The sequence below is a fragment of the Caballeronia sp. LZ034LL genome, assembly GCF_031451215.1.
GTDB lineage: Bacteria > Pseudomonadota > Gammaproteobacteria > Burkholderiales > Burkholderiaceae > Caballeronia.
The window spans coordinates 1063186-1082260 of record NZ_JARUXR010000003.1 but is presented as its reverse complement, the minus strand read 5'-3'; the positions used below and the strand labels follow the sequence as shown (position 1 = coordinate 1082260).

Sequence of the window (19075 nt, the reverse complement as noted above, 5' to 3'; positions counted from 1 at the left end):
TGCGCGCGAGGAGACCCGCAGCATGAAGGCATCGACAGAAGCAGGACAGCGCATCGCGGTGATCGGCGCGGGGATCGCCGGTCTCGCGAGCGCGTACCTGCTGGCGCGTGCGCATCGTGTGACGCTCTTCGAATCCGCCGATTATCTCGGCGGCCATTCGCATACCGTGGACGTGACGCTCGACGGCGAGCGGCATCCCGTCGATACGGGCTTTCTGGTGTTCAACGACCGCACTTATCCGAATCTCATCGCGCTGTTCGACGAACTGGGGGTCGCTGCGCACCGCACCGAGATGTCGTTTTCCGTGTCGCTCGACGGCGGTCGCTTCGAATGGGCCGGCACGAACCTGAACACCGTCTTCGCGCAGCGGCGCAACCTGTTCTCGCCGTCGTTCATCGGCATGTTGCGCGACATCCTGCGCTTCAACGCTTCCGCGCCCCGGCATCTGGAGCACGCGAGCGCCAACCGCTGCTCCGTAGGCGAACTGCTCGCCGAACACGGTTACGGCGCGCCGTTCCAGCACCGCTATCTGCTGCCGATGGCCGCCGCCATCTGGTCGAGCGCCGCCGGCGACGTCCTGCGCTTTCCGGCCGCCACCTTTTTGCGGTTTTGCCTCAATCACGCGCTGTTGCAAGTCAACGACCGGCCGCCATGGAAAACCGTGGCGGGCGGCGCGCGCGACTATGTGCGGCGTATCGCGGCCACGCTCGACGACGTGCGGACGCGCACGCCGGTGCGCGGCGTGCGGCGCGACGACGAGGGCGTCGTGGTGATGACGGACGAAGGCGGTCCGGAGCGTTTCGATGCCGTCGTGCTCGCCACGCACGCGCCGACGAGCCTGCGCCTGCTCGACGACGCCTCTCCCGCCGAACGCGCGTTGCTCGGAGCGGTGCGCTACCGGCGCAATGTGGCGATGCTGCATACGGATCCGGCGCTGCTGCCGCGCCGCCGCCGGGTGTGGTCGGCGTGGAACTATCTCGGCGGCGCACACGCGGGAGGCGCCGACGAACACGCCGCGCCCGTCTGCGTCAGCTATCTGCTCAATCAGCTGCAGCCGCTGCCTTTCAGGACGCCGCTGGTCGTCACGCTCAATCCCGTCGATGAACCCGCGCCCGGCACGATGCTCGGCTGCTACGACTACGAACATCCGCTGCTCGACTTGGCCGCCATCGACGCGCAGGCGCATCTCCCGGCGCTGCAAGGCACGCGCCGCACGTGGTACGCGGGTGCCTGGACCGGCTATGGCTTTCACGAAGACGGACTGAAGTCGGCGCTGCGCGTGGCCCGCGACTTCGGCGTGACGCCGGCCTGGGCGCAGCCATGACGACGGCTCGCCTGCTGACAGGCCGCGTGATGCACGAACGGCTGCGCCCGGCGCACCATCGTTTCGACTATCCGGTGTGTTACGTGGAATGCGACGTCGCCGGGCTCGACGCGCTGCAAAGCAGCTGGTTCGGCATCGACCGGACACGGCTCTTCGCGCTGTTCACGCGCGACCATGGCCCGCGCGACGGCAGCAATCTCGAACACTGGATGCGCGCGCGTCTGGCCGAGGCCAACATTCCCGCCGATGGCGTCATCCGGCTGCTGACCATTCCGCGCGTGTTGGGCCGTGGCTTCAATCCGGTGAGCTTCTGGTTCTGCCATGACCAGGCGGGCGCGTTGCGCGCGCTCTACGCCGACGTGCGCAATACCTTCGGCGAGCATCGCGGTTATCTGCTGAGCGCGCCGGATCATGGCGTCATCACGGCGGACAGCGAGCTGACGTGCCGCAAGACCCTGCACGTCTCGCCCTTCTGCGACGTCACCGGCGACTACACGTTCCGGGTGCGCCGGCGCGGCGCGCATCTTTCGCTGGCCATCGACTACCGCGACCCGGACGGCCTGCTGATCCGCACGGCCCTGGGTCTCGATGCGCGGCCGCTCACCGCCGCGCTGGCGTGGCGCACGCTGTTGCGCCAGCCCTTGCTCGCCGCCGGGGTCATCGTGCGGATTCACTGGCAGGCGCTCAGGCTGTGGCTCAAGCGCGTGCCTTTCCATGGCCGGCATCCGCCGAGCCAGACCGATCCAAACCATACGAACGAATCCAACAACAAGGTCCGATCATGAACCTGCTGCGGTCATTCTCCGCGCAAACGGCCATGCCGTTCGCCGCACGGTGCTTTATGGGTCTGCTGCGGCGCATTCGCGTCGGCCATCTGGTGCTCGTGACGCCGGACGGCGACCGGTGCGTGTTCGGCGACCCGTTGATGCAGCCCGCCGCGCGACTCTACATTCATGACTGGCGCGCCTGCCGGGCGATCCTGCGTGCAGGCGACATCGGCTTTGCGCAGGCGTATCGCGACGGCTGGCTCGACACGCCGGACCCGTGCGCCGTGCTGCGGCTCGCGCTCCGCAACGAGGCGGCGCTGCAGCGCACGGTGGTGGGCGGCGTGCTGGCGCAAGGGTGGAATGCGCTGCGACACCGGCTGCGGCTGAACACGCGCGCCGGCAGCCGCCGCAACATCCACGCTCATTACGATCTCGGCAACGACTTCTACGCGCTCTGGCTCGACCCGACGATGACCTATTCGAGCGCCTGCTTCGAAGGCGATGCGCATGGTTCCCTCGCAGCGGCGCAGGAGCGCAAGTACCAGCGCATTATCGAGACGCTCGGCTTGCGCGCCGGCATGCAGGTGCTCGAAAGCGGGTGCGGTTGGGGCGGCTTCGCGCGGCACGCGGCGCGCCAGGGCATTCACGTGCATGGCGTGACGATTTCACCCGCGCAACATGCCTGGGCGCTCGAACAGACTCAGCGCGAAGGCCTGACGGGTCTCGTCGAGTTCGAACTGCGCGACTACCGCGACCTGCACGGTCGGTATGACGCGATTGTCTCCATCGAGATGTTCGAGGCCGTGGGCGAAGCGTACTGGCCGGCCTACTTCCGCATGCTGCGACGCTGCCTGAAGCCGGGCGCGCGGGCGCTGGTGCAGTCCATCACCATTGGCGATGCGCACTTTCCCGCGTATCGCGCCTCCAGCGATTTCATCCGCGAGAGCATCTTTCCCGGCGGCATGCTGCCCAGCCCGGAACGCTTCGTTCGCGCGGCACAACGCGCGAAACTCGACGCGCACGCCGCGCTCTCCTTCGGCGCGGACTACGCGCGCACGTTGCGCCACTGGCGCCGCGCGTTCGAAGCGCGCGCGGACGCGGTGCGCGCGCTGGGCTTCGACGAAGCGTTCATGCGCACCTGGCGCCTCTATCTGGCCTATTGCGAAGCCGGCTTCGACGAAGCACGCACGGATGTCATGCACTTCGTGGTCTCGCACGGCGCGTAATCAACACCCCGCGGCATTCGAGAAAAAAACGGGCCCCGCGTAAGCAGGGGCCCAAACTCGAGACCACCTTTGTGTAGCGTGAGCTACGAGAAGGAGCATAAGCAGACCTGCGCCAAGTGCCCATTGGCAAATTCTGAAAGCGAGGCTGCCGATGGCGGAAACTTCAGAACGCCGCCACCCGTGCCGATAAGACACAGAACAAAAATAACCGGCTTCGACGCCGACCGACACGATGACTTCCGATTCCTCCCACGGCCCGCTGCAGGCCGCTTTCCTGCGTCACGAAGATTCCCTTGCGCCGTCCGGGCACGCGCTCGGCGAGGACGATCACGCGGTGTATCGCACGCTGCTGGAATCGACCAAGGCGATTCCCTGGAAGATCGACTGGGCGACGATGGCGTTCACCTACATCGGCCCGCAAATCGAGACGCTGCTCGGCTGGGCGCCCTCGACGTGGAAGACGGTCACCGACTGGGCCGAGCGCATGCACCCCGACGACCGTGAAGCGGTGGTCAACTTTTGCGTCGCACAGTCTCAGGCGGGCACGGATCACGAGGCCGACTACCGCGCGCTCACTCGCGACGGCGGCTATGTCTGGCTGCGCGACGTCGTGCATGTCGTGCGCAAGGAAAATGGCGACGTGGAAGCGCTGATCGGCTTCATGTTTGACATCAGCGAACGCAAGCGCACCGAGGAAAAGCTTGCGCAGATGCAGGCGGAACTGGAGCGTCTCTCGTTCAGCGACAGTCTCACGGGCGTCGGCAACCGCCGCCGCTTCGACGACGTGATGGCGCGCGAATGGGCAGCTGCCGGCGCGTCGGGCAAGCCGCTGTCGCTGGTGATGATCGACATCGACTTCTTCAAGTCATACAACGATTATTACGGCCACCTGCAAGGCGACGCGTGTCTGCAACGCATCGCGCGCGTGCTCGGCGAGGCGGCGGGTCCGCAGCATTTTCTCGGACGCTTCGGCGGCGAGGAGTTCGCGCTGATTCTCGCGGACACCGATGCCGAAGCCGCGATGCGCATCGCCGAGCGCTGCCGCGCGATGATCGCCGACGCGGCCATCCCGCACGTGCGCTCGCCGCACAACCAGCAGGTGACGGCGAGCTTCGGCGTCGGCACGGTGGTGCCGGGCGAGCGTATCGACGTGACCACCTTCATCAATCTGACCGACGCGCAGTTGTATCAGGCCAAGGACAATGGCCGCAACCGCATCGCGGCGGTGGACCGCGCCGGCATGCAAGGCGAAGGCTTCAAGGCGCAGTCGCGCTGATCCGGGCTGGCTTCAAACGCGCCCGGCTACCGGAATCGCCGCACCCGTGATGCATTGCGCATCGCGCGACAACAGGAACGCAATCACCGCGCCGAGTTCCTCGGGCTTCACCCAGCGTGTGAAGTCGGCGTCGGGCATGTCGCGGCGATTGGGCGCGGTATCGATGATCGACGGCAACAGCGCATTCACCGTGATGCCGCGATCCTTGAGTTCTTCCGAAAGCGCTTCGGTCAGGCGGATCAGCGCCGCCTTCGACGCCGCGTACGCGCCCATCCCCGCCCCCGCCTTCAGCGCCGCGAGCGCGCCGATATTGACGATGCGCCCGTGCTCCTGTGCGCTCAAGGCATCGAGCGCCGCCTTCGACGCGTTCAGCGCCGTCTTCACGTTGACATCGAACAGGGTTTGCCAGGTATCGACGCTGCCGTCCGCGACGGTTTCCCAGCGGAACGCGCCCGCCACGTTCACGAGCGCATGCAGCGCGCCGGTCTGTTGCACGATCTGCTCGATGGCCTCGCGTGCCGACTGCGCATCCGCCAGGTCGATGCCGGTGATGCTGCATGCATCGGCGAGTTCAGGCGGCAACGGCTGCGCGCTCGCGCTCTTGCCGATCAGCGCGATGCGCGCGCCGCGCCCGGCGAGCACGCGCGCCGTCGCGAGTCCGAGGCTGCCGAAGCCGCCCGCGATGGCGACCGTCTTTCCTGCGAGGCTGTCCATGGCGAGTTCGCTCCGTTACACGTGATACGTGATGGAAACGTCACGAGCGGGCTTGCTGCGTCGCCCGCTGAATGGAGAATACCGCCGCCGCCGTGATCACGCCCATGACGAGCACGCCGAACATGCCGATCAGCACGGCCAGCGCGCGTCCGAGACCCGTGGTCGCGACCACGTCGCCATAGCCGATGGTCAACGCCGTCACGCCGCAGAAATACACCGTTTCCCCGAACGACGTTTTCAGGTGCGTGAGGGTGTCGATGGGTGCGCCGAGGTAATGCATCGCCACGCAAAGCGCGACGAAAATCAGCAGGAAGGTCGTGAACAGCGAACGCAGATGCCAGAGCGCGCGCATGAATTCGATCGTCACGCGACGCGAATTGATCGTCTCTGACTTCAGAAGTTTCGTTATGCCGTTCATGGGGAGACCTGCACGATATGCGCGCGAGGCTCCCATCCTACTCGTGGACCGCATGTGTCCGTAAGAACCGTGCCCGTTTATTCAGACACGGCTGATTGAGGCTTTCCGGCGGCTTTCGCTTGCGTGTCGCTTCGCGTGATGCCGGCAAGCAACCATACCGCTGCCGCAACAATCAGCGCGCAGGCGCCGGCCACACCGAGCGCCGCGGAGAACCCGCTCGCGAAACTCTCGCGCGCAATATGCACGACCATCGCCCCGGCCGAGCCGCCCAGGCTCGCGCCCGCGTGCGCAAGATCGCCTGCCAGCAGACGTGAGAGGAACGTGTCGTCAAGCACGGTGCGGGCATCGGCGAGCGCGAACGCGTGGGCGTCGAGCGCGGCGTGCGTGCGCGTCGCCAGCACGGCGCCCAGCACGCCCACCGAGGTGACGATGGCGGTAAAGCGCGTCGTCGTGCTGATGCCCGACGCCATGCCGGTCCGGTTCGGCGGCACGCACGCCATGATCGCCTTCTGCGTATCGCCATTGAGCACGCCCGCGCCCAGGCCGGTCACGATCATGCCGACCGCGATCAGCCCGTAGCTCGACAAGCCGGCGAACAGCGCCGTCAGCAGGTTGCCCGCGCCGATGGTCGCGAGGCCGAGCGACAGCAGCGTCATCGAGGGCACGCGCCGGCTGAGCGCCGCGCCGATGTGCGGCCCGATCACCATGGCAATCGCGAACGGCAGCATGCCGATGCCCGCGCGCACCGCCGGCAACCCGAACGCGTTTTGCAGATAGAGCGGCAGGAAGGTCATCATCACCTGCGCGCAGGCAGCGTAACCCGCCATCGCGAGCACGGCGGCGACGAAGCGCGGCTGGCGAAACAGCGTCAGGTCGATCATCGCGTGAGTGCGGGTGCGCTGCACGCGGACGAAGAGCACGAACAGCACCGCGCAGGCGACGAGGCGGGATTCGGTGCGCCAGTCGGCCCAGCCGTCCGCTTGCGCGTCGATCAGCGCCCAGATGCCGAGCGCCAGCGCGGCGGCGAACAGCGCGCTGCCCGCCAGATCGAGCGGCCCGGCGTGCGGGTTTCGTGACTCGCGGATACCGCGCCACGCGCAGAGCGCCATCTCCGCGCAGATCGGCTGGTTCATCAGGAAAATCCAGCTCCAGCCCGACCATTGCGTGATGACGCCGCCGACGAGCGGCGCAATGGTCGTCGACACGCCCATGCAGGTGCCCCACACGGCCCAGGCGCGGGCGCGCGCCGGGCCTTCGTGGAACGTGTTGGCGATGATCGCGAGCGCCGAGGTCAGCAGCATCGCGGCGCCGACGCCCTTCGCCGCGCGGGCGAGATTCAGCGCCGCCGCCGATGGCGCCAGCCCGCAGCCAAGCGACGCGACCATGAAGACGGCCAGCCCGGCAATCAGCATGGTCTTGCGGCCGACGCGGTCCGCCAGCGCGCCGGCCGGCAGCAGGCAGGCGGCGAACGCGACCATATAGGCGCTCACGACCCATTCGATGTCGGCGAAACCGGCGTGGAAATCGCGCGCGATGGAAGGCAGCGCCACCGCGACGACGTTGGTATCGAGCGTGATGAGCGCACAGGTCGCCGATGCGGTCAGCAGGACGAAGCGGGGGTTGCGGATCGTGTCGGACATGGACGGTGCAATAAGGCCAGGTTCCCGACGATGCTAAAGGCGGCAGTGTTTCCTGTCATTGACATAGAATCTCAACTTAATTACTGAATTGTTGAATAGAAACATGGCCGTCGAATTGCGTCACGTGCGCTGTTTCCTGAGCGTCGCCCGGCATCTGCACTTTGCGCGTGCCGCCGAAGAACTCGGCATCGCGCCGCCCGCGCTCACCAAGCAGATCCAGGAAGCCGAGCGCCTGCTCGGCGCCCGGCTGTTTCACCGCACCAAGCGTTCAGTTGCGCTGACGGCGGCCGGCGAGGCCTATCTCGGCGAAGCCGAGAGCGCACTGGCGCATCTCGCGCGCGGCGCGGAGCGGGCCGCCCTCGCGGAACGTGGCGAACTGGGGCGGATCGTCGTCGGGTACGTGGGCTCGGCCGTCTATGCGGGCGTGCTGCCCGCCGCCGTGCGCGGGTTTCGCGAGCGCTTTCCGCTCGTGGAGATCGGCATCGAGGAGATCGTCATGCGCGAAGCGGGCGCGCGGCTGCTCGAAGGACGCATCGACGTCGCCTATGTGCGCCCGCCCGTGCCCTGGCCCGAAGGCGTGGATCTGCGCACGGTGCATCGCGATACCTTTCTCGTCGCCCTGCCCGCCAATTCGCCGCTCGCCGCCTTTTCCGTCATTGCGCCCGCGCAGTTGAAGGAGCAGTCGTTCGTCGTGCCGGAACAGGAATCCGGCACGCTCGACGTGGCGCGGCGCGGACGCTTCACGGCACGTGTCGTCGCCCAGCCGGGCACGCTCGCCGCCGTGCTCGCGCACGTGTCGCTTGGCGGCGACGTCGCGGTCGTGCCCCGCTCGCTGGCGCAATGCATGGTGGTGCCGGGGGTCGAGTATCGGGAGATCGCGGGCAAGCCGGTGCCCTCCGAAGTGGCGATGATGTACAGGCGCTTCGAACGGGCGCCCGCCGTCAAGGCGTATCTGGACTTCACCGCTCAGCCGTAGCGGCTTAGGTCGTCGAACGCCTGTTGGTAGGCTTGCGCGAGCGTCGCCGCGTGTTGGGCGAGGGCCTCGCGGTCGGACTTCAGGGCTTCCAGCATCGCGTCGCACAGGTCTTCGACAGGTTCGACGCCTACGTTGGCTTCATCCCACGCAGACGCGTACGCGCGCTGCTTTTCGGCTTCTCCGTGGCGCATGTTCATGCGCGGCAGGCCATACGCCATCGCGATGATGCGGCCGTGCAGGCTGCTGCCCGCATAGCCTTCGCTCATCGCGATCAGCGCGCAGATATCCCACACGTTCAGCGACGCGAAGATCTTCACCGTCCGGCAGTTCATGCGACGCACGGTCCGCTCGTAGACCGCGAGATCGTCGTGCCAGGGTGCCGCGCCCGCACGGAACAGCACGATGCTCCGGCAGCACGCTTCGGCCAGCCGGTCCAGCTGCCGGGCGATGCGGGCCAGCGTGGCGTCGTCGCCGAAATCCGCGCTGAACTGCACGGCGAGATAACCCTGCGGCAACGCGCCCCGCAATGCGGCAAGCTCGCCGCAGTTCGCGTGGGCCTGAATGCGCTCGTCGAACAGCGCCGCAATCAAGGAAACCGGATCCGGAATCAGGCGCGCCTCGATGCCCGCCAGGCGCAAGGCGGCTTGCGTCCGCGCGTCGCGCACGGTGAGCACGGTGAGCACGTCGGCGCCGCGGAGCTTGTCGAGCACTTCGGCGCGCAGGGCGGGCGCAAGCGACTCGAGCTTCACGCCGCCGACCGCATTACAGACGATCGACGCGGCGTGCGGAAACGTCTCGCGCCCGACCACGTAAGGCGCGCAAGCGTCGATGCCGAGCATGGAGCGCACCCACGCGCGACGCTCGTCGTCCCGCGCTTCGAGACGCGCGATCCAGCGCTGCGCTTCGCCCGGCTCCGTCAGCATGACGGCGGCCTGCCAGGCGTCGCAGGTGAGCAGCTCGCCGCCGGCGTGAATCACGGTCACGGGCTCGTCGCGCCAGCGTGCGGCCGCCTCGGCGAGCGCCGTCACCCTGTGACCGCCGCAGCCACGCAGATCGCGCTGCGCGAGTCCGGCGAACACGAGTTCTATCGCGGGCATGCGCTGCGTCAGCAGCCGCGCGACGACATGCGCGAACAGCATGTCGCCGGCGTTATGCCGGTCGAAGGCGCCGAACAGAATGACTCGTTTCATGGTCCTGTCGATGGGAGCATCCGGGATGCCAGGCGCTCACGTACGCCTAACTCTCTACACGCACACTGCCCTCACACGTTGCATGAGAGAGGGAATCATGAAGATCGAACCGACAGCCGTCGCCGCGGGATCCTTGCTCGCCGAACCGTCGAATCGCGAAGTCCAGCCCGATGAACCGACGCTCGACACTTCCCCTCCCACGGATGCGATGCGCTACGAAGACTTGCTGCCCTGGCTGCTCCTGCCGATGGCCGGTGCATACTGAAGCGCTCGCTTCATACACGATGGCGCTGCCTGGGCGCAACCCTCGAATCACGCAAAAAGCCAGGCGGAGCGTCTCATCGACGCCCCGCCTGGCTTCTCTTGTTCGCCCGCTCCAGCCGGCGTCAGCTCGTCACACGCGTGATCCCGCCGCTCGACAGCAACCGGACCCGTTCGCCGGCATAGAACATCTGGCCATCGGCCGCCTGAGTGATCGCGCGCAGCTCGCCGTTATCCAGACGCACGGTGATTTCCAGTCCCTTTTCCTGTTCCACGCGGTTCTCGACCTTGTCGCCCGCGACCGCGCCCGCAATGCCGCCGATCACGCCCGCCAGCAGCGACCCGTGCCCTTCGCCGATCGCGCTGCCCGCCACCGCGCCGAGCGCGCCGCCGCCGAGCGCGCCGAGCAAGCCCGTGTGGCCATCGTTATTGTCGATGGTCACGCCGCGCACGCTTTCCACGGTCGCCATCCGCACTGTCTGTTCGCGCTGCGTCTGCATGCTGTCGTAGATATCGGCGGAACTGCCCATCGAGGCGCAACCGCTCATCCCCACGGTGCACACCAGCGCCATTGCACACACTGCGATAGTCGACTTGTTCATCTCTCACTCCTCACTCAGGCAATGTCTTGTTGGGATCGGCCCGTGTCGTGAAGCCCCGGTGCCATGGAAGATATCCTAAGGACGCTGAATGAGTTGCAAATGAGGCCGCGCGCCGTGCTTGACCTGCTTGATTGAAGCGCTTATACAGGACACTCAACGCCCGCGACCGGAGTCTTTAATGAAAAGAACCGCGATTCCCCTCGTGCTTTGCGCAGCCGCCCTCACCGCCTGCTCCACTGACAGCGCCGCGCCGCCACCGCCCGGCACCGTCACCACCACCTTCTCCTCCGGCGGCGTCTACAAGGGCTCGCTCACGGGCAGCACCGCCGAGGCCACGCTTTTGATGCTCTTCGACGGCACCGCCTATCTCTTCTACGGCGGCGCGGGCGGCACGGGTCTCGCCGGCGTCGCGGTCGCCGCGCACGGCACCCAGACCAGCGACGGACGGTTCACCAGTTCCTCGGCGTTCGACTATCGGCTGGGCACGCAGGCGGCGTCGCCCGTCACCTTCAACGCGAATTTCGCGCATGCGCCGTCGGTCGACGGCAGCGTCGTGAACCGCAACGGCAGCGCAAGCCTGATCTACGCGGCGCGCTCCATGCCGATCCTCGACGTCGCCCCGACCCGCGCCAACGCGGGCGGTCTCTACAACGGGCGCGGCATGTCGCTCGGCGGAGCGACGCAGACCCGCATCACCGTCGCCGGCGACGGCTATCTCGCCGGCACGACGACCAGCGGCTGCATCTTCCGAGGCACGACCGCACCCCATGAGGGCGCGAATGCCTATGACGTCTCGGTGACCTTCGGCCCCGCGCCCTGTCCGTTGCCGGACGTCACCGTGACCGGCAACGCCATTCTCGACGGCGCGCGGCTGCTGGTCGCGCTGCCGAGCCCGGACCGCTCGGACGTGTTTCTCTTCGACGGCCGGAAATAGCGGCCAATAGCGGCCGCGTGCGTCGCTCACCGTTTGAAGGAGCGATGTGTTTCGGAAGTGAGTTTCACCGCAGGCAGCGTCGTGGCGTTCGCGTCCAGTTGCTTCCAGGCTGCGCGCTTCGGCGAAAGTAGTCGTGATGTTCAAGGCACCATCCAAAAGCTGTTTTCGCTTTGCATGGATCCGGCCGATGGCGCAACACGCCGAAGCCGGTCGACAACATCCAGGAGACAACCCGATGAACGCAACGCTCAAGCTCGTGCCGTCCGCCGTCGCCGCCCTGTTCGCCTGCCTGCCGCTCGCGCATGCGGCGCAGGACAACGTCAATGCGCTGTCCAATTTCCGCCAGACCGGCACGTCGGCGCCGGCGGAAACGATTCCCCAGTCCGGCCAGACCGCCGACGCGCTGCGCAAGAACCTCGAACAGATCAAGCTGCCGCCCGGCTTCAAGATCGAACTGTACGCAGTGGTGCCGGAGGCGCGCGCGATGGCGATCGAGCCGTCGACGGGCGTCGTGTTCGTCGGCACGCGCAAGAACCGCGTGTGGCAGGTCACCGATCGGACGCATCAACGCGTAGCCAGCGATGTCGCGCAGTTCGCGTCATCGGTGACGTTCAAGGTGCCCAACGGCGTGTGTTTCTCGCCGGACGGCGTGCTTTACGTGGTCGAGCAGAACCGGGTGCTCGGCTTTCCGGCGGCGCAGTTCTTCGGCGAAGGCGGACCGGACGTCGCGGCGGCAGTGGTCGTCCCGCAAGGCAAGCTGATCCCGACACAGTTCGAAAGCTTCAATCACGGCGCCCGCTACTGCCGCGTGGGACCTGACAAGAAGCTGTACATCGCGCTCGGCCAGCCGTGGAACGTGCCGCCGAAGGACAAGCTCGCCGAACTCGACCGCAACGGACTGGCGGGCATCGTCCGCATGGATCAGGACGGCAAGAACCGCGAAACCTATGCGCATGGGGTGCGGAATTCGGTCGGCCTCGACTTCAACCCCAAGGACAAGACGCTCTGGTTCACGGACAACCAGGTCGACGGCATGGGCGACGACATTCCGCCCGGCGAACTCAATCACGCGACCAAGGCGGGCGAAACCTTCGGTTTCCCGTGGTACGGCGGCGGCAAGGTGCGCACGGTGGAGTACAAGGATCAGAATCCGCCGGCGGGCGTCGTGTTTCCGCAAGTCGAGTTCGCGGCGCATGCCGCCGACCTCGGCATGTCGTTCTACAACGGCAAGATGTTCCCGCAGAAATACCAGGGCGGCATCTTCGATGCCGAGCACGGCTCGTGGAACCGCACCAAGCCGATCGGCGCGCGCATCATGTTCGTTCCGATCAAGGACGACGGCACGGCGGGCGAGGCGGAAGTCTTCGCGGAAGGCTGGCTCACGCCGAGCGGCGAGTACATGGGCCGTCCGGTCGACGTGCAGACGTTGCAGGACGGCTCGCTGCTCGTGTCGGACGACTATGCGGGCGCGATCTATCGCATCTCCTACACGGGTGCGAAGTGAACCGGGCGCCGAGGGCTGCGTTGCTGGCAGGCGTGCTGATGGCGCTTTCGCATCCGTCGTTCGCCGCCGGCGACATCAAGGCCGGACGCGCGAAGGCGGTGCAATGCGCGGCGTGCCATGGGATCGACGGCATGTCGAAGCTGCCCGAGGCGCCGAATCTCGCGGGCCAGACCGAGGAATATCTCGTGAAGGCGCTCAACGACTTCCGCTCAGGCGAGCGCAAGAACGAGATGATGACGATGATGGCCAAGCCCTTGTCGGACGCGGACGTGGCCAACCTCGCGGCGTATTACCACAGCCTGGGAAAGCCCTGACGGCCACTTCCGCTGAACTTTTTTTCGCTTGGGGGTTGACGTGAGTACTTAAGGGTTTATACTTACACCTGTCTCCTCCATGTCTCAACCGATGTGGATTCAAGCCCGCTCTCTGAAGCGGGCTTTTTTTTCGCCTGTTTTTTTCTTGCGTCTGGCATGTCGGCAGCATGGCCGGCGCTGCACTCCGCGTCATACCTCCCGCGAAACGCTCATTCTGCAAATTCGAACGAATTGACATATTGAGATGATGGCGCGCGTCATGAAAGCATGGATCGAATGTAAGCCGGGCGGTCGAAAGGAGCGATATTAATCGTTCGGCAATTCAAAACGCAGGTCTCGCATTTTCCGATCAAACTCCACATTCGCGCAGATGCCGCCTCACGCGCGCTGAAACTTCGCTTGCGAAAAAAAAAGCTCCGTCTTTATGCTTGTCATGCGCGTGACAGAGATTTCTGCTCTCGCGATGCGTCTTGCCGCATAAGCCGTTGAAACGGCGACCACAAGTCATGTCGGCATGAAACTCACTCTCGGCATTGCTCTGGAATTTTGACACCAATGAAGAACCTGCTGCCTCAAATCATAAAAGCTGCGTCGCTACTCGGTCTGATTACGCTCAATCTGACCGCCCGTGGCAGCGTGCCCGCGTTGAATGTCGAGAACGATCCCTGGTTTTACGGCGGCGGGGCTTTCGATAATCTGTCTGCTTATAGTGGCGTCCCGGCTGTCACCAATAACTACACGTGGACGTCCGCGGACAATTCGAAAACCATCAGTTACGCGATGACGACCGGTCATCAGCTTGTCACGGTAGCAGGCAAGACCAACAACATTTCCGCGGCCATGGCGTATCGCGCCTATACGCAGTCCGGCCCGAACATTCCCGCCAATCGTCCAGTGACGTTCGCCTTCAACGGCGGTCCCGGCAGTGCCTTTGCTTTTCTTCAATCAGCGTACGCACCGAAAGCGCCAGTCCTCACCATGCCGAATCAAAGCACGGGACCTTTTTCCGCGGCCAGTAACTGGTACGACAATAATCCGAACAGTATTATCAACGACACGGATCTCGTTTTCATCGATCCGGTTGGAACCACTTACTCTACAGCCTTGGCGCCCGCAAAAAATCAGGATTTCTGGAGCACTGACGTCGACGCCCGATCCATTGCGGCATTTATCAGCTCTTATTTGACGGCCACGGGCAGATCGAATTCGCCGGTTTACATCATGGGTGAATCTTATGGGACACCTCGTTCCGCAATCACCGCGAATATTCTCGCGAATCAGTACGCTCAAATCAACCTGAAGGGGGTTGTCCTTCTCAGTTCCATCCTGAGCGGAACGAATGCCCTTTACTCGCTGACCGGCGTGCTGCCGACGCTCGCCGCCGACGCCTACGCCAACAACCAGGTGAATTGGTCAGCGCTGGGCATCAATCCCGCATCGCCGCCATCGCTCGAGGATTATCTCGCTCAGGTCGAGGCCTATGCCAATTCCACGATTCTGCCTTTCGAAACGACGACCCACCTGCCTCAGGTCCTCACCTATTACTATTCTCTGTTGGGCGTCGATCTGGGTCAGTCCAACACCGCCAACCTCACCGCTGCCCAGCAAACCTTACTCACGAATCTGACGTCCGGCGCTTTTTCGACGAACGGCATTCTAAATACCGCCGAGCTTGCGAACCAGATCGTCGCATTGCAGAACCAACCGCCGGTCAATGTGGCTGGCGCCATCTCCGATTATCAGAATCTCATTGCGCAACTCAACATCGCCCAGTCGGTTCTGTCCAATCTGGCTTATCCCGCCGCCATCCAGTCTCGCGTCGCGGCCTATACGGGAATGAGCTCGTCCACGATCATGTCGGCGAGCATCGCCAAAAATGCCGAGATGGGCAGCGCGTATCACAACAGCCTCGGTCAGGCGCTTTATCTCGGCGTGTACGATGGCCGCGTCACTTCGACGACAGCGCCTGATCCCAGGCAATTCGGCAACGACGACCCGACCATGCGGATGATTAATCCAATCGTCAGTTGGGGCTGGTCAAATCTCAACACGCTGGGCGGTTACAACCCGAGCGCGCTGAACACCACCAGCCTCTCGAACCCCGCCATTTTCCCGCTTTGGGACTACACCCATGTGCAGCCTGATAATCAGATCACCTATTCCGAGGAGACCTTCAATGCCATCCAGGATCTCCGCTCCGCAATGACCATCAAGCCGAATCTGCGCGTGTTCCAGGGTAATGGGTATTTCGATTCGGTCACGCCGTTCTACAGCACGGCGCTGACTTATGCGCAGACCTTCTCCGATACGCAAGGTCAGTCCCTTCTGAAGCGGGTCACGTTCCAGAATTACCCCTCGGGGCACATGCTCTATTCAACGCCTTCCGTTGGAACCGCGATGAAGGCGCAACTCGACGCGTTCTATTCCGCCAACTGATTTCCAGGAAATCCGCGGCCTCGGTCAATACTCGTTGTCGAGGCCACTTTCTCGAAGAAGGTTTTCGATGCGCTACAGACTATTCTTTCTCGTTTCAATCGCCTGTCTATTGGCGGTTGCTGTCTTTGTGATCAGGAACACCCATCAATCGGCGCCGATCCAGGCTGCGGTCCCGGTCCAGCCGCAAACCTCGACGGGCCAGGTCACGGAAGCCGCCAACCCGAACCCGTCCGCGGAAGAGAGCCCCGAGGAGGCCAAGTCCAAACTGGCCGATCAAGCCGCCGCCGATTTCAAAAGCGCGCTCGTGGCCAAGTACGGCAGTTCGGTGCTTCAGCGCTGATCGCAAAAAGCGCCTGCCTCGGCACCCAACAGGCTGCCGAGGCGGCTTGCAAACTCCCAGGCTCTTCGGCCTCGATTCTTGATGATGACTTGTTGGTCTCCCCAGCGCGTCCTTCACGGCGGTTTTGGGGTTCATGCACCGCGACTGGCCCCGGTCGCGGCTTATCCACAGATCACGTGGACAACTCGTTGGATATCGTTGTTATTACTTCCTCAACCCGTTGATTCCAAACCACTTACGAACGACGCCCGGCAAACGCGCCCCGTGCACGCGCCGGACTCAGTCAGCAGCAGGCAGACACGACGCAAGCATCGCGTCGATCCGCTTCGCCTCCATGCTGAAAAGCGACTGCGGCGTGAAGGCATTCAATTCGTCGGAGGCGGAGCGCGGCAGTGCCGTCGCGATGGTGGCCGTCGCGACGAGCGCGACGATCATCGACAGTAACCAGAAGAAAGCAGCCATTGCGCACCTCGTCAGATGAGTCTCTCCGAATCCGCGCTTGCAGGTCAGCGCGTGATGTGAAGAGTACGGTCATGGGGCGCGGCGCACGACCCCACGGACGAGGGGACTTGAAGGAGGGTTGCTACGGGCGAAGCTTCGGCGACGCAACGGTCGATACGTCCTGGGCGAGCGCGGCGGCTTCCTGCGCACGCATCGCGCGGACAAAGCCTTCGCGTTCGCTCAAACGCTTCCAGTAGTCCGCGATGGACGGCGCAAAGCGCTCGCTCAAGCCGATGAGCTCGGCCAGCATCAGCGCGTAACCCACGGAGATATCGGCGGCCGTGAAACGCCCGGCGCACAGCCAGGGCTGCTTTTCCAGCAACGGCGCCAGCGTGCGAAGGCGCGCATGAAACCAGCGCGCGTAATCCTCGACGATCTGCGGCTGCTGGCGCTCGGGCGGCTCGAGATGCGTATAACGCAAGACGAGCGTCTGCGGGAAGGTCAGCGTGGCCTCACCGAAGTGCAGGAAGTTGAGATAGCGGCCGAAGTCGCGCTCGTGTGAAGCGACGTCCAGCACGCCAGGCGAATGACGCGCGGCCAGATACTGGCAGATCGCCGCCGACTCGGTCATGAAAACGCCCTCGTCTTCGAGCGCCGGAATCGTGCCGAGCGGATTCACTTCCATGTACGCGCGCGCCAGCACGCGCGGCGGAAACGGCAACATCTTCAGTTCGTAGGGCACGCCGATTTCTTCCAGCGCCCACAGCGGCCGGAACGACCGCGCGCTCACGCAATGATGCAGCTTGATCATGTGCGCTCCATCGGCTCAGCCGAGCCACGACGGCTTGCGTTTCTCCAGGAAACTGCGCACGCCTTCGCGCCCTTCATCGGATGCGCGGATGCGCGCGATGCGTTCGGCCGTCTCGCCCATCAATTCCTCGTCGATCTCCATGCCCGCGAAGTCCGTGACGAGTTGCTTGCACTCCCGCACGGCGTTCGGACTGTTCGCGACGATGGCTGACGCAACGGCCTCGACGCGCGCATCGAGCTGCCCGGCTTCAACGGCTTCATGCACGAATCCCATCCGCAGAGCTTCGGCGGCGTCGAAGCGCTCCGCCGTCACGAAGTAGCGATGCGCCGCACGCGCGCCCATCGCGCGGATCACATACGGCGCGATGGTCGCGGGCATCAGCCCGAGCCTGGCTTCCGAAAGGCAGAACTGCGCCGTGTTCGCCGCGATCGCGATATCGCACACCGCGACGAGTCCCGTGCCGCCGGCGTAGGCATCGCCCTGTACGCGGGCAATGACCGGCTTCGGACACGCGTAGACGGTATTGAGCATGGTGGCGAGGCCCAGTGCATCGGCGCGATTCTCCGCTTCCGAATAGCCCGCCATGCGCTTCATCCAGTTGAGATCGGCGCCCGCGCAGAAGGACGGACCATTCGCCGCGAGCACGATCACGCGCACGTTCGGGTCGTCGCCGAGCGCGCGGAAGGCCGCCGTCAGTTCGACGATGGTGGCGTCATCGAAAGCATTGCGCACGTCCGGGCGATCCAGCGTCACACGCGCCACGTGTCCTTCGATTCCCAGCTTCAGACGCTGAAGATTCGCTGCATCGGTCATATCTCGTCTCCCTGCTTCGCTTGAATTGAGCTTTGCTCAATTTTTACCGGGTTGCTTTGAATGCGGATAAATCAGTGTCGGCCAAAATGGTGCGAACGGTCAACTCATATCTTTGAGCGACACTCACAAATCGGTGCAACACCGATCATTCGTCGGCACACATGCGCGTCATGTCATGAAGCCAACATGCGGCTACGCAATATAGTCGTATATATTACGGTGCTCGCCGAACCACACGGCACTAGGCTTCGCGGCCTTGCACGCGCCGTCCGCAGTCGATTCATAACCAGAATTTCAACTCGATTCAAGGAGTCTCACGTGAAGATTCGAATTCTCCGCGCCCTCATTGGTGCGTTCGTTCCGCTCGCCGCCGGTATCGCTGCTACGTCGGCGCTGGCGGGTGAAGTGAAGGTCGCGGTCGCGGCCAACTTCACGGCGCCGGTGCAAGCCATCGCCGCGGACTTCGAAAAGGATACGGGCAACAAGGTGGTGGCGTCGTTCGGCGCGACGGGTCAGTTCTATGCGCAGATCAAGAACGGCGCGCCCTTCGAAGTGTTCCTCGCCGCCGACGACTCCACGCCCGCCAAGCTCGAAACCGAAGGCGCCACCGTGCCCGGCAGCCGTTTCACCTATGCGACGGGCGCGCTTGCGCTGTGGTCCGCGAAAGACGGCTACGTGGACGACAAGGGCGACGTGCTGAAGAAGAACGCCTTCACGCACATCGCGATTGCCAATCCGAAGGCCGCGCCCTACGGTCTCGCTGCCTACCAGACGCTCGACAAGCTCGGCCTGACCGCCGAACTCAAGCCGAAGGTCGTCGAAGGTCAGAACATTTCGCAGACGCAGCAGTTCGTCGCGAGCGGCAATGCGGAACTGGGCTTCGTCGCGCTGTCGCAGATCTACAAGAACGGCAAGATCACCAGCGGCTCGGCGTGGATCGTGCCCGCGAACCTGCATGAGCCGATCAAGCAGGACGCCGTGATCCTCGAGAAGGGCAAGGACAATCCGGTCGCGAAGCAGTTCATCGAGTACCTGAAGGGACCGAAGGCGGCTGAAGTGATCAAGTCCTTCGGCTACCAGCTGTAATT

At 64.5% G+C, this 19075-nt stretch carries 20 protein-coding genes; 12 read left to right on the top strand and 8 right to left on the bottom strand.

Annotation, left to right across the window (positions count from 1 at the left end; all coding sequences use genetic code 11):
- The first annotated feature begins 22 nt into the window (after positions 1 to 22).
- The 4 genes from QCE83_RS26045 (at position 23) to QCE83_RS26030 (ending at position 4593) form a co-directional block, all read left to right on the top strand.
- A complete protein-coding gene (locus tag QCE83_RS26045) occupies positions 23 to 1324 on the top strand; it encodes an FAD-dependent oxidoreductase (RefSeq protein ID WP_309818183.1) in 1302 nt (433 codons plus the stop codon).
- A complete protein-coding gene (locus QCE83_RS26040) occupies positions 1321 to 2109 on the top strand; it encodes a DUF1365 domain-containing protein (protein ID WP_309818182.1) in 789 nt (262 codons plus the stop codon). Before QCE83_RS26045 ends, QCE83_RS26040 begins: the two co-directional genes overlap by 4 nt.
- Positions 2106 to 3317 (top strand): cyclopropane-fatty-acyl-phospholipid synthase family protein, encoded by a 1212-nt coding sequence (locus QCE83_RS26035; protein ID WP_309818181.1) that lies wholly within the window; start codon positions 2106 to 2108, stop codon positions 3315 to 3317. Before QCE83_RS26040 ends, QCE83_RS26035 begins: the two co-directional genes overlap by 4 nt.
- Positions 3318 to 3549: 232 nt before the next feature.
- Positions 3550 to 4593 carry a sensor domain-containing diguanylate cyclase gene (locus QCE83_RS26030; RefSeq protein WP_309818180.1) on the top strand — a complete coding sequence of 348 codons (1044 nt, stop codon included), beginning with the start codon at positions 3550 to 3552 and terminating at the stop codon, positions 4591 to 4593.
- A gap of 12 nt (positions 4594 to 4605) precedes the next feature.
- Here the strand turns inward: QCE83_RS26030 and QCE83_RS26025 are convergent, their stop codons facing one another.
- From QCE83_RS26025 to QCE83_RS26015, 3 genes are all read right to left on the bottom strand, one after another.
- Positions 4606 to 5307 carry an SDR family NAD(P)-dependent oxidoreductase gene (locus QCE83_RS26025; RefSeq protein ID WP_309818179.1) on the bottom strand — a complete coding sequence of 234 codons (702 nt, stop codon included), beginning with the start codon at positions 5305 to 5307 and terminating at the stop codon, positions 4606 to 4608.
- A 40-nt stretch (positions 5308 to 5347) separates the two neighbouring features.
- Positions 5348 to 5674 (bottom strand): potassium channel family protein, encoded by a 327-nt coding sequence (locus QCE83_RS26020; RefSeq protein WP_309818178.1) that lies wholly within the window; start codon positions 5672 to 5674, stop codon positions 5348 to 5350.
- Between the two features lie 128 nt (positions 5675 to 5802).
- A complete protein-coding gene (locus QCE83_RS26015) occupies positions 5803 to 7365 on the bottom strand; it encodes an MFS transporter (protein WP_309818177.1) in 1563 nt (520 codons plus the stop codon).
- A gap of 103 nt (positions 7366 to 7468) precedes the next feature.
- On the opposite strand from QCE83_RS26015, the gene QCE83_RS26010 reads away from it, so the two are divergent.
- A complete protein-coding gene (locus QCE83_RS26010) occupies positions 7469 to 8341 on the top strand; it encodes a LysR family transcriptional regulator (RefSeq protein WP_404985592.1) in 873 nt (290 codons plus the stop codon).
- Here QCE83_RS26010 and QCE83_RS26005 read toward each other — a convergent pair.
- A complete protein-coding gene (locus tag QCE83_RS26005) occupies positions 8332 to 9531 on the bottom strand; it encodes a polysaccharide pyruvyl transferase family protein (protein ID WP_309818175.1) in 1200 nt (399 codons plus the stop codon). The genes QCE83_RS26010 and QCE83_RS26005 overlap by 10 nt on opposite strands.
- A 97-nt stretch (positions 9532 to 9628) precedes the next feature.
- On the opposite strand from QCE83_RS26005, the gene QCE83_RS26000 reads away from it, so the two are divergent.
- Positions 9629 to 9796, top strand: coding sequence for a hypothetical protein (locus tag QCE83_RS26000; RefSeq protein ID WP_309818174.1), 168 nt, complete (start codon positions 9629 to 9631; stop codon positions 9794 to 9796).
- A 121-nt stretch (positions 9797 to 9917) separates the two neighbouring features.
- Here the strand turns inward: QCE83_RS26000 and QCE83_RS25995 are convergent, their stop codons facing one another.
- Positions 9918 to 10394, bottom strand: coding sequence for a glycine zipper 2TM domain-containing protein (locus QCE83_RS25995; protein ID WP_309818172.1), 477 nt, complete (start codon positions 10392 to 10394; stop codon positions 9918 to 9920).
- A gap of 178 nt (positions 10395 to 10572) precedes the next feature.
- Here QCE83_RS25995 and QCE83_RS25990 point away from each other — a divergent pair, with 178 nt between their 5' ends.
- From QCE83_RS25990 to QCE83_RS25970, 5 genes are all read left to right on the top strand, one after another.
- Positions 10573 to 11328, top strand: coding sequence for a hypothetical protein (locus QCE83_RS25990; protein ID WP_309818169.1), 756 nt, complete (start codon positions 10573 to 10575; stop codon positions 11326 to 11328).
- A gap of 235 nt (positions 11329 to 11563) precedes the next feature.
- The gene (locus QCE83_RS25985) at positions 11564 to 12832 is read left to right on the top strand and encodes a PQQ-dependent sugar dehydrogenase (protein WP_309818167.1); all 1269 of its coding nucleotides are present in this window, start codon (positions 11564 to 11566) and stop codon (positions 12830 to 12832) included.
- 38 nt (positions 12833 to 12870) lie between these two features.
- Positions 12871 to 13146: a cytochrome c gene (locus QCE83_RS25980; RefSeq protein ID WP_309818758.1), complete on the top strand. Its 276-nt coding sequence runs from the start codon at positions 12871 to 12873 to the stop codon at positions 13144 to 13146.
- A gap of 555 nt (positions 13147 to 13701) precedes the next feature.
- Positions 13702 to 15582 carry a S10 family serine carboxypeptidase-like protein gene (locus QCE83_RS25975; protein WP_309818165.1) on the top strand — a complete coding sequence of 627 codons (1881 nt, stop codon included), beginning with the start codon at positions 13702 to 13704 and terminating at the stop codon, positions 15580 to 15582.
- Between the two features lie 67 nt (positions 15583 to 15649).
- Entirely contained in the window at positions 15650 to 15922 is a 273-nt protein-coding gene (locus tag QCE83_RS25970; protein WP_309818163.1) for a hypothetical protein, read from the top strand.
- A 279-nt stretch (positions 15923 to 16201) separates the two neighbouring features.
- Here the strand turns inward: QCE83_RS25970 and QCE83_RS25965 are convergent, their stop codons facing one another.
- From QCE83_RS25965 to QCE83_RS25955, 3 genes are all read right to left on the bottom strand, one after another.
- Positions 16202 to 16384 carry a hypothetical protein gene (locus QCE83_RS25965; RefSeq protein WP_309818160.1) on the bottom strand — a complete coding sequence of 61 codons (183 nt, stop codon included), beginning with the start codon at positions 16382 to 16384 and terminating at the stop codon, positions 16202 to 16204.
- A gap of 121 nt (positions 16385 to 16505) precedes the next feature.
- Positions 16506 to 17174, bottom strand: coding sequence for a glutathione S-transferase family protein (locus QCE83_RS25960; protein ID WP_309818158.1), 669 nt, complete (start codon positions 17172 to 17174; stop codon positions 16506 to 16508).
- A gap of 15 nt (positions 17175 to 17189) precedes the next feature.
- On the bottom strand, positions 17190 to 17987 hold the full coding sequence (locus tag QCE83_RS25955) for an enoyl-CoA hydratase/isomerase family protein (RefSeq protein WP_309818156.1): 798 nt from the start codon (positions 17985 to 17987) through the stop codon (positions 17190 to 17192).
- A 318-nt stretch (positions 17988 to 18305) separates the two neighbouring features.
- Between QCE83_RS25955 and modA the strand changes: the two genes are divergently transcribed.
- Complete coding sequence (modA, locus tag QCE83_RS25950) at positions 18306 to 19073, top strand: molybdate ABC transporter substrate-binding protein (RefSeq protein ID WP_309818153.1); 768 nt, start codon at positions 18306 to 18308, stop codon at positions 19071 to 19073.
- Positions 19074 to 19075 lie beyond the last annotated feature (2 nt).

What these genes read in the sequence shown, in the direction of transcription:
- QCE83_RS26035 (WP_309818181.1), top strand. Translation starts at nt 2,106, where the DNA reads ATGAACCTGCTGCGGTCATTCTCCGCGCAAACGGCCATGCCGTTCGCC.
- QCE83_RS26015 (WP_309818177.1), bottom strand. Translation starts at nt 7,365, where the DNA reads ATGTCCGACACGATCCGCAACCCCCGCTTCGTCCTGCTGACCGCATCG.
- QCE83_RS25995 (WP_309818172.1), bottom strand. Translation starts at nt 10,394, where the DNA reads ATGAACAAGTCGACTATCGCAGTGTGTGCAATGGCGCTGGTGTGCACC.
- QCE83_RS25975 (WP_309818165.1), top strand. Translation starts at nt 13,702, where the DNA reads ATGAAGAACCTGCTGCCTCAAATCATAAAAGCTGCGTCGCTACTCGGT.
- QCE83_RS26045 (WP_309818183.1), top strand. Translation starts at nt 23, where the DNA reads ATGAAGGCATCGACAGAAGCAGGACAGCGCATCGCGGTGATCGGCGCG.
- QCE83_RS25965 (WP_309818160.1), bottom strand. Translation starts at nt 16,384, where the DNA reads ATGGCTGCTTTCTTCTGGTTACTGTCGATGATCGTCGCGCTCGTCGCG.
- QCE83_RS26005 (WP_309818175.1), bottom strand. Translation starts at nt 9,531, where the DNA reads ATGAAACGAGTCATTCTGTTCGGCGCCTTCGACCGGCATAACGCCGGC.
- QCE83_RS26000 (WP_309818174.1), top strand. Translation starts at nt 9,629, where the DNA reads ATGAAGATCGAACCGACAGCCGTCGCCGCGGGATCCTTGCTCGCCGAA.
- QCE83_RS25955 (WP_309818156.1), bottom strand. Translation starts at nt 17,987, where the DNA reads ATGACCGATGCAGCGAATCTTCAGCGTCTGAAGCTGGGAATCGAAGGA.
- QCE83_RS25990 (WP_309818169.1), top strand. Translation starts at nt 10,573, where the DNA reads ATGAAAAGAACCGCGATTCCCCTCGTGCTTTGCGCAGCCGCCCTCACC.
- QCE83_RS25980 (WP_309818758.1), top strand. Translation starts at nt 12,871, where the DNA reads ATGGCGCTTTCGCATCCGTCGTTCGCCGCCGGCGACATCAAGGCCGGA.
- QCE83_RS26030 (WP_309818180.1), top strand. Translation starts at nt 3,550, where the DNA reads ATGACTTCCGATTCCTCCCACGGCCCGCTGCAGGCCGCTTTCCTGCGT.
- QCE83_RS25970 (WP_309818163.1), top strand. Translation starts at nt 15,650, where the DNA reads ATGCGCTACAGACTATTCTTTCTCGTTTCAATCGCCTGTCTATTGGCG.
- QCE83_RS26040 (WP_309818182.1), top strand. Translation starts at nt 1,321, where the DNA reads ATGACGACGGCTCGCCTGCTGACAGGCCGCGTGATGCACGAACGGCTG.
- QCE83_RS26010 (WP_404985592.1), top strand. Translation starts at nt 7,469, where the DNA reads ATGGCCGTCGAATTGCGTCACGTGCGCTGTTTCCTGAGCGTCGCCCGG.
- QCE83_RS25985 (WP_309818167.1), top strand. Translation starts at nt 11,564, where the DNA reads ATGAACGCAACGCTCAAGCTCGTGCCGTCCGCCGTCGCCGCCCTGTTC.
- QCE83_RS26025 (WP_309818179.1), bottom strand. Translation starts at nt 5,307, where the DNA reads ATGGACAGCCTCGCAGGAAAGACGGTCGCCATCGCGGGCGGCTTCGGC.
- QCE83_RS25960 (WP_309818158.1), bottom strand. Translation starts at nt 17,174, where the DNA reads ATGATCAAGCTGCATCATTGCGTGAGCGCGCGGTCGTTCCGGCCGCTG.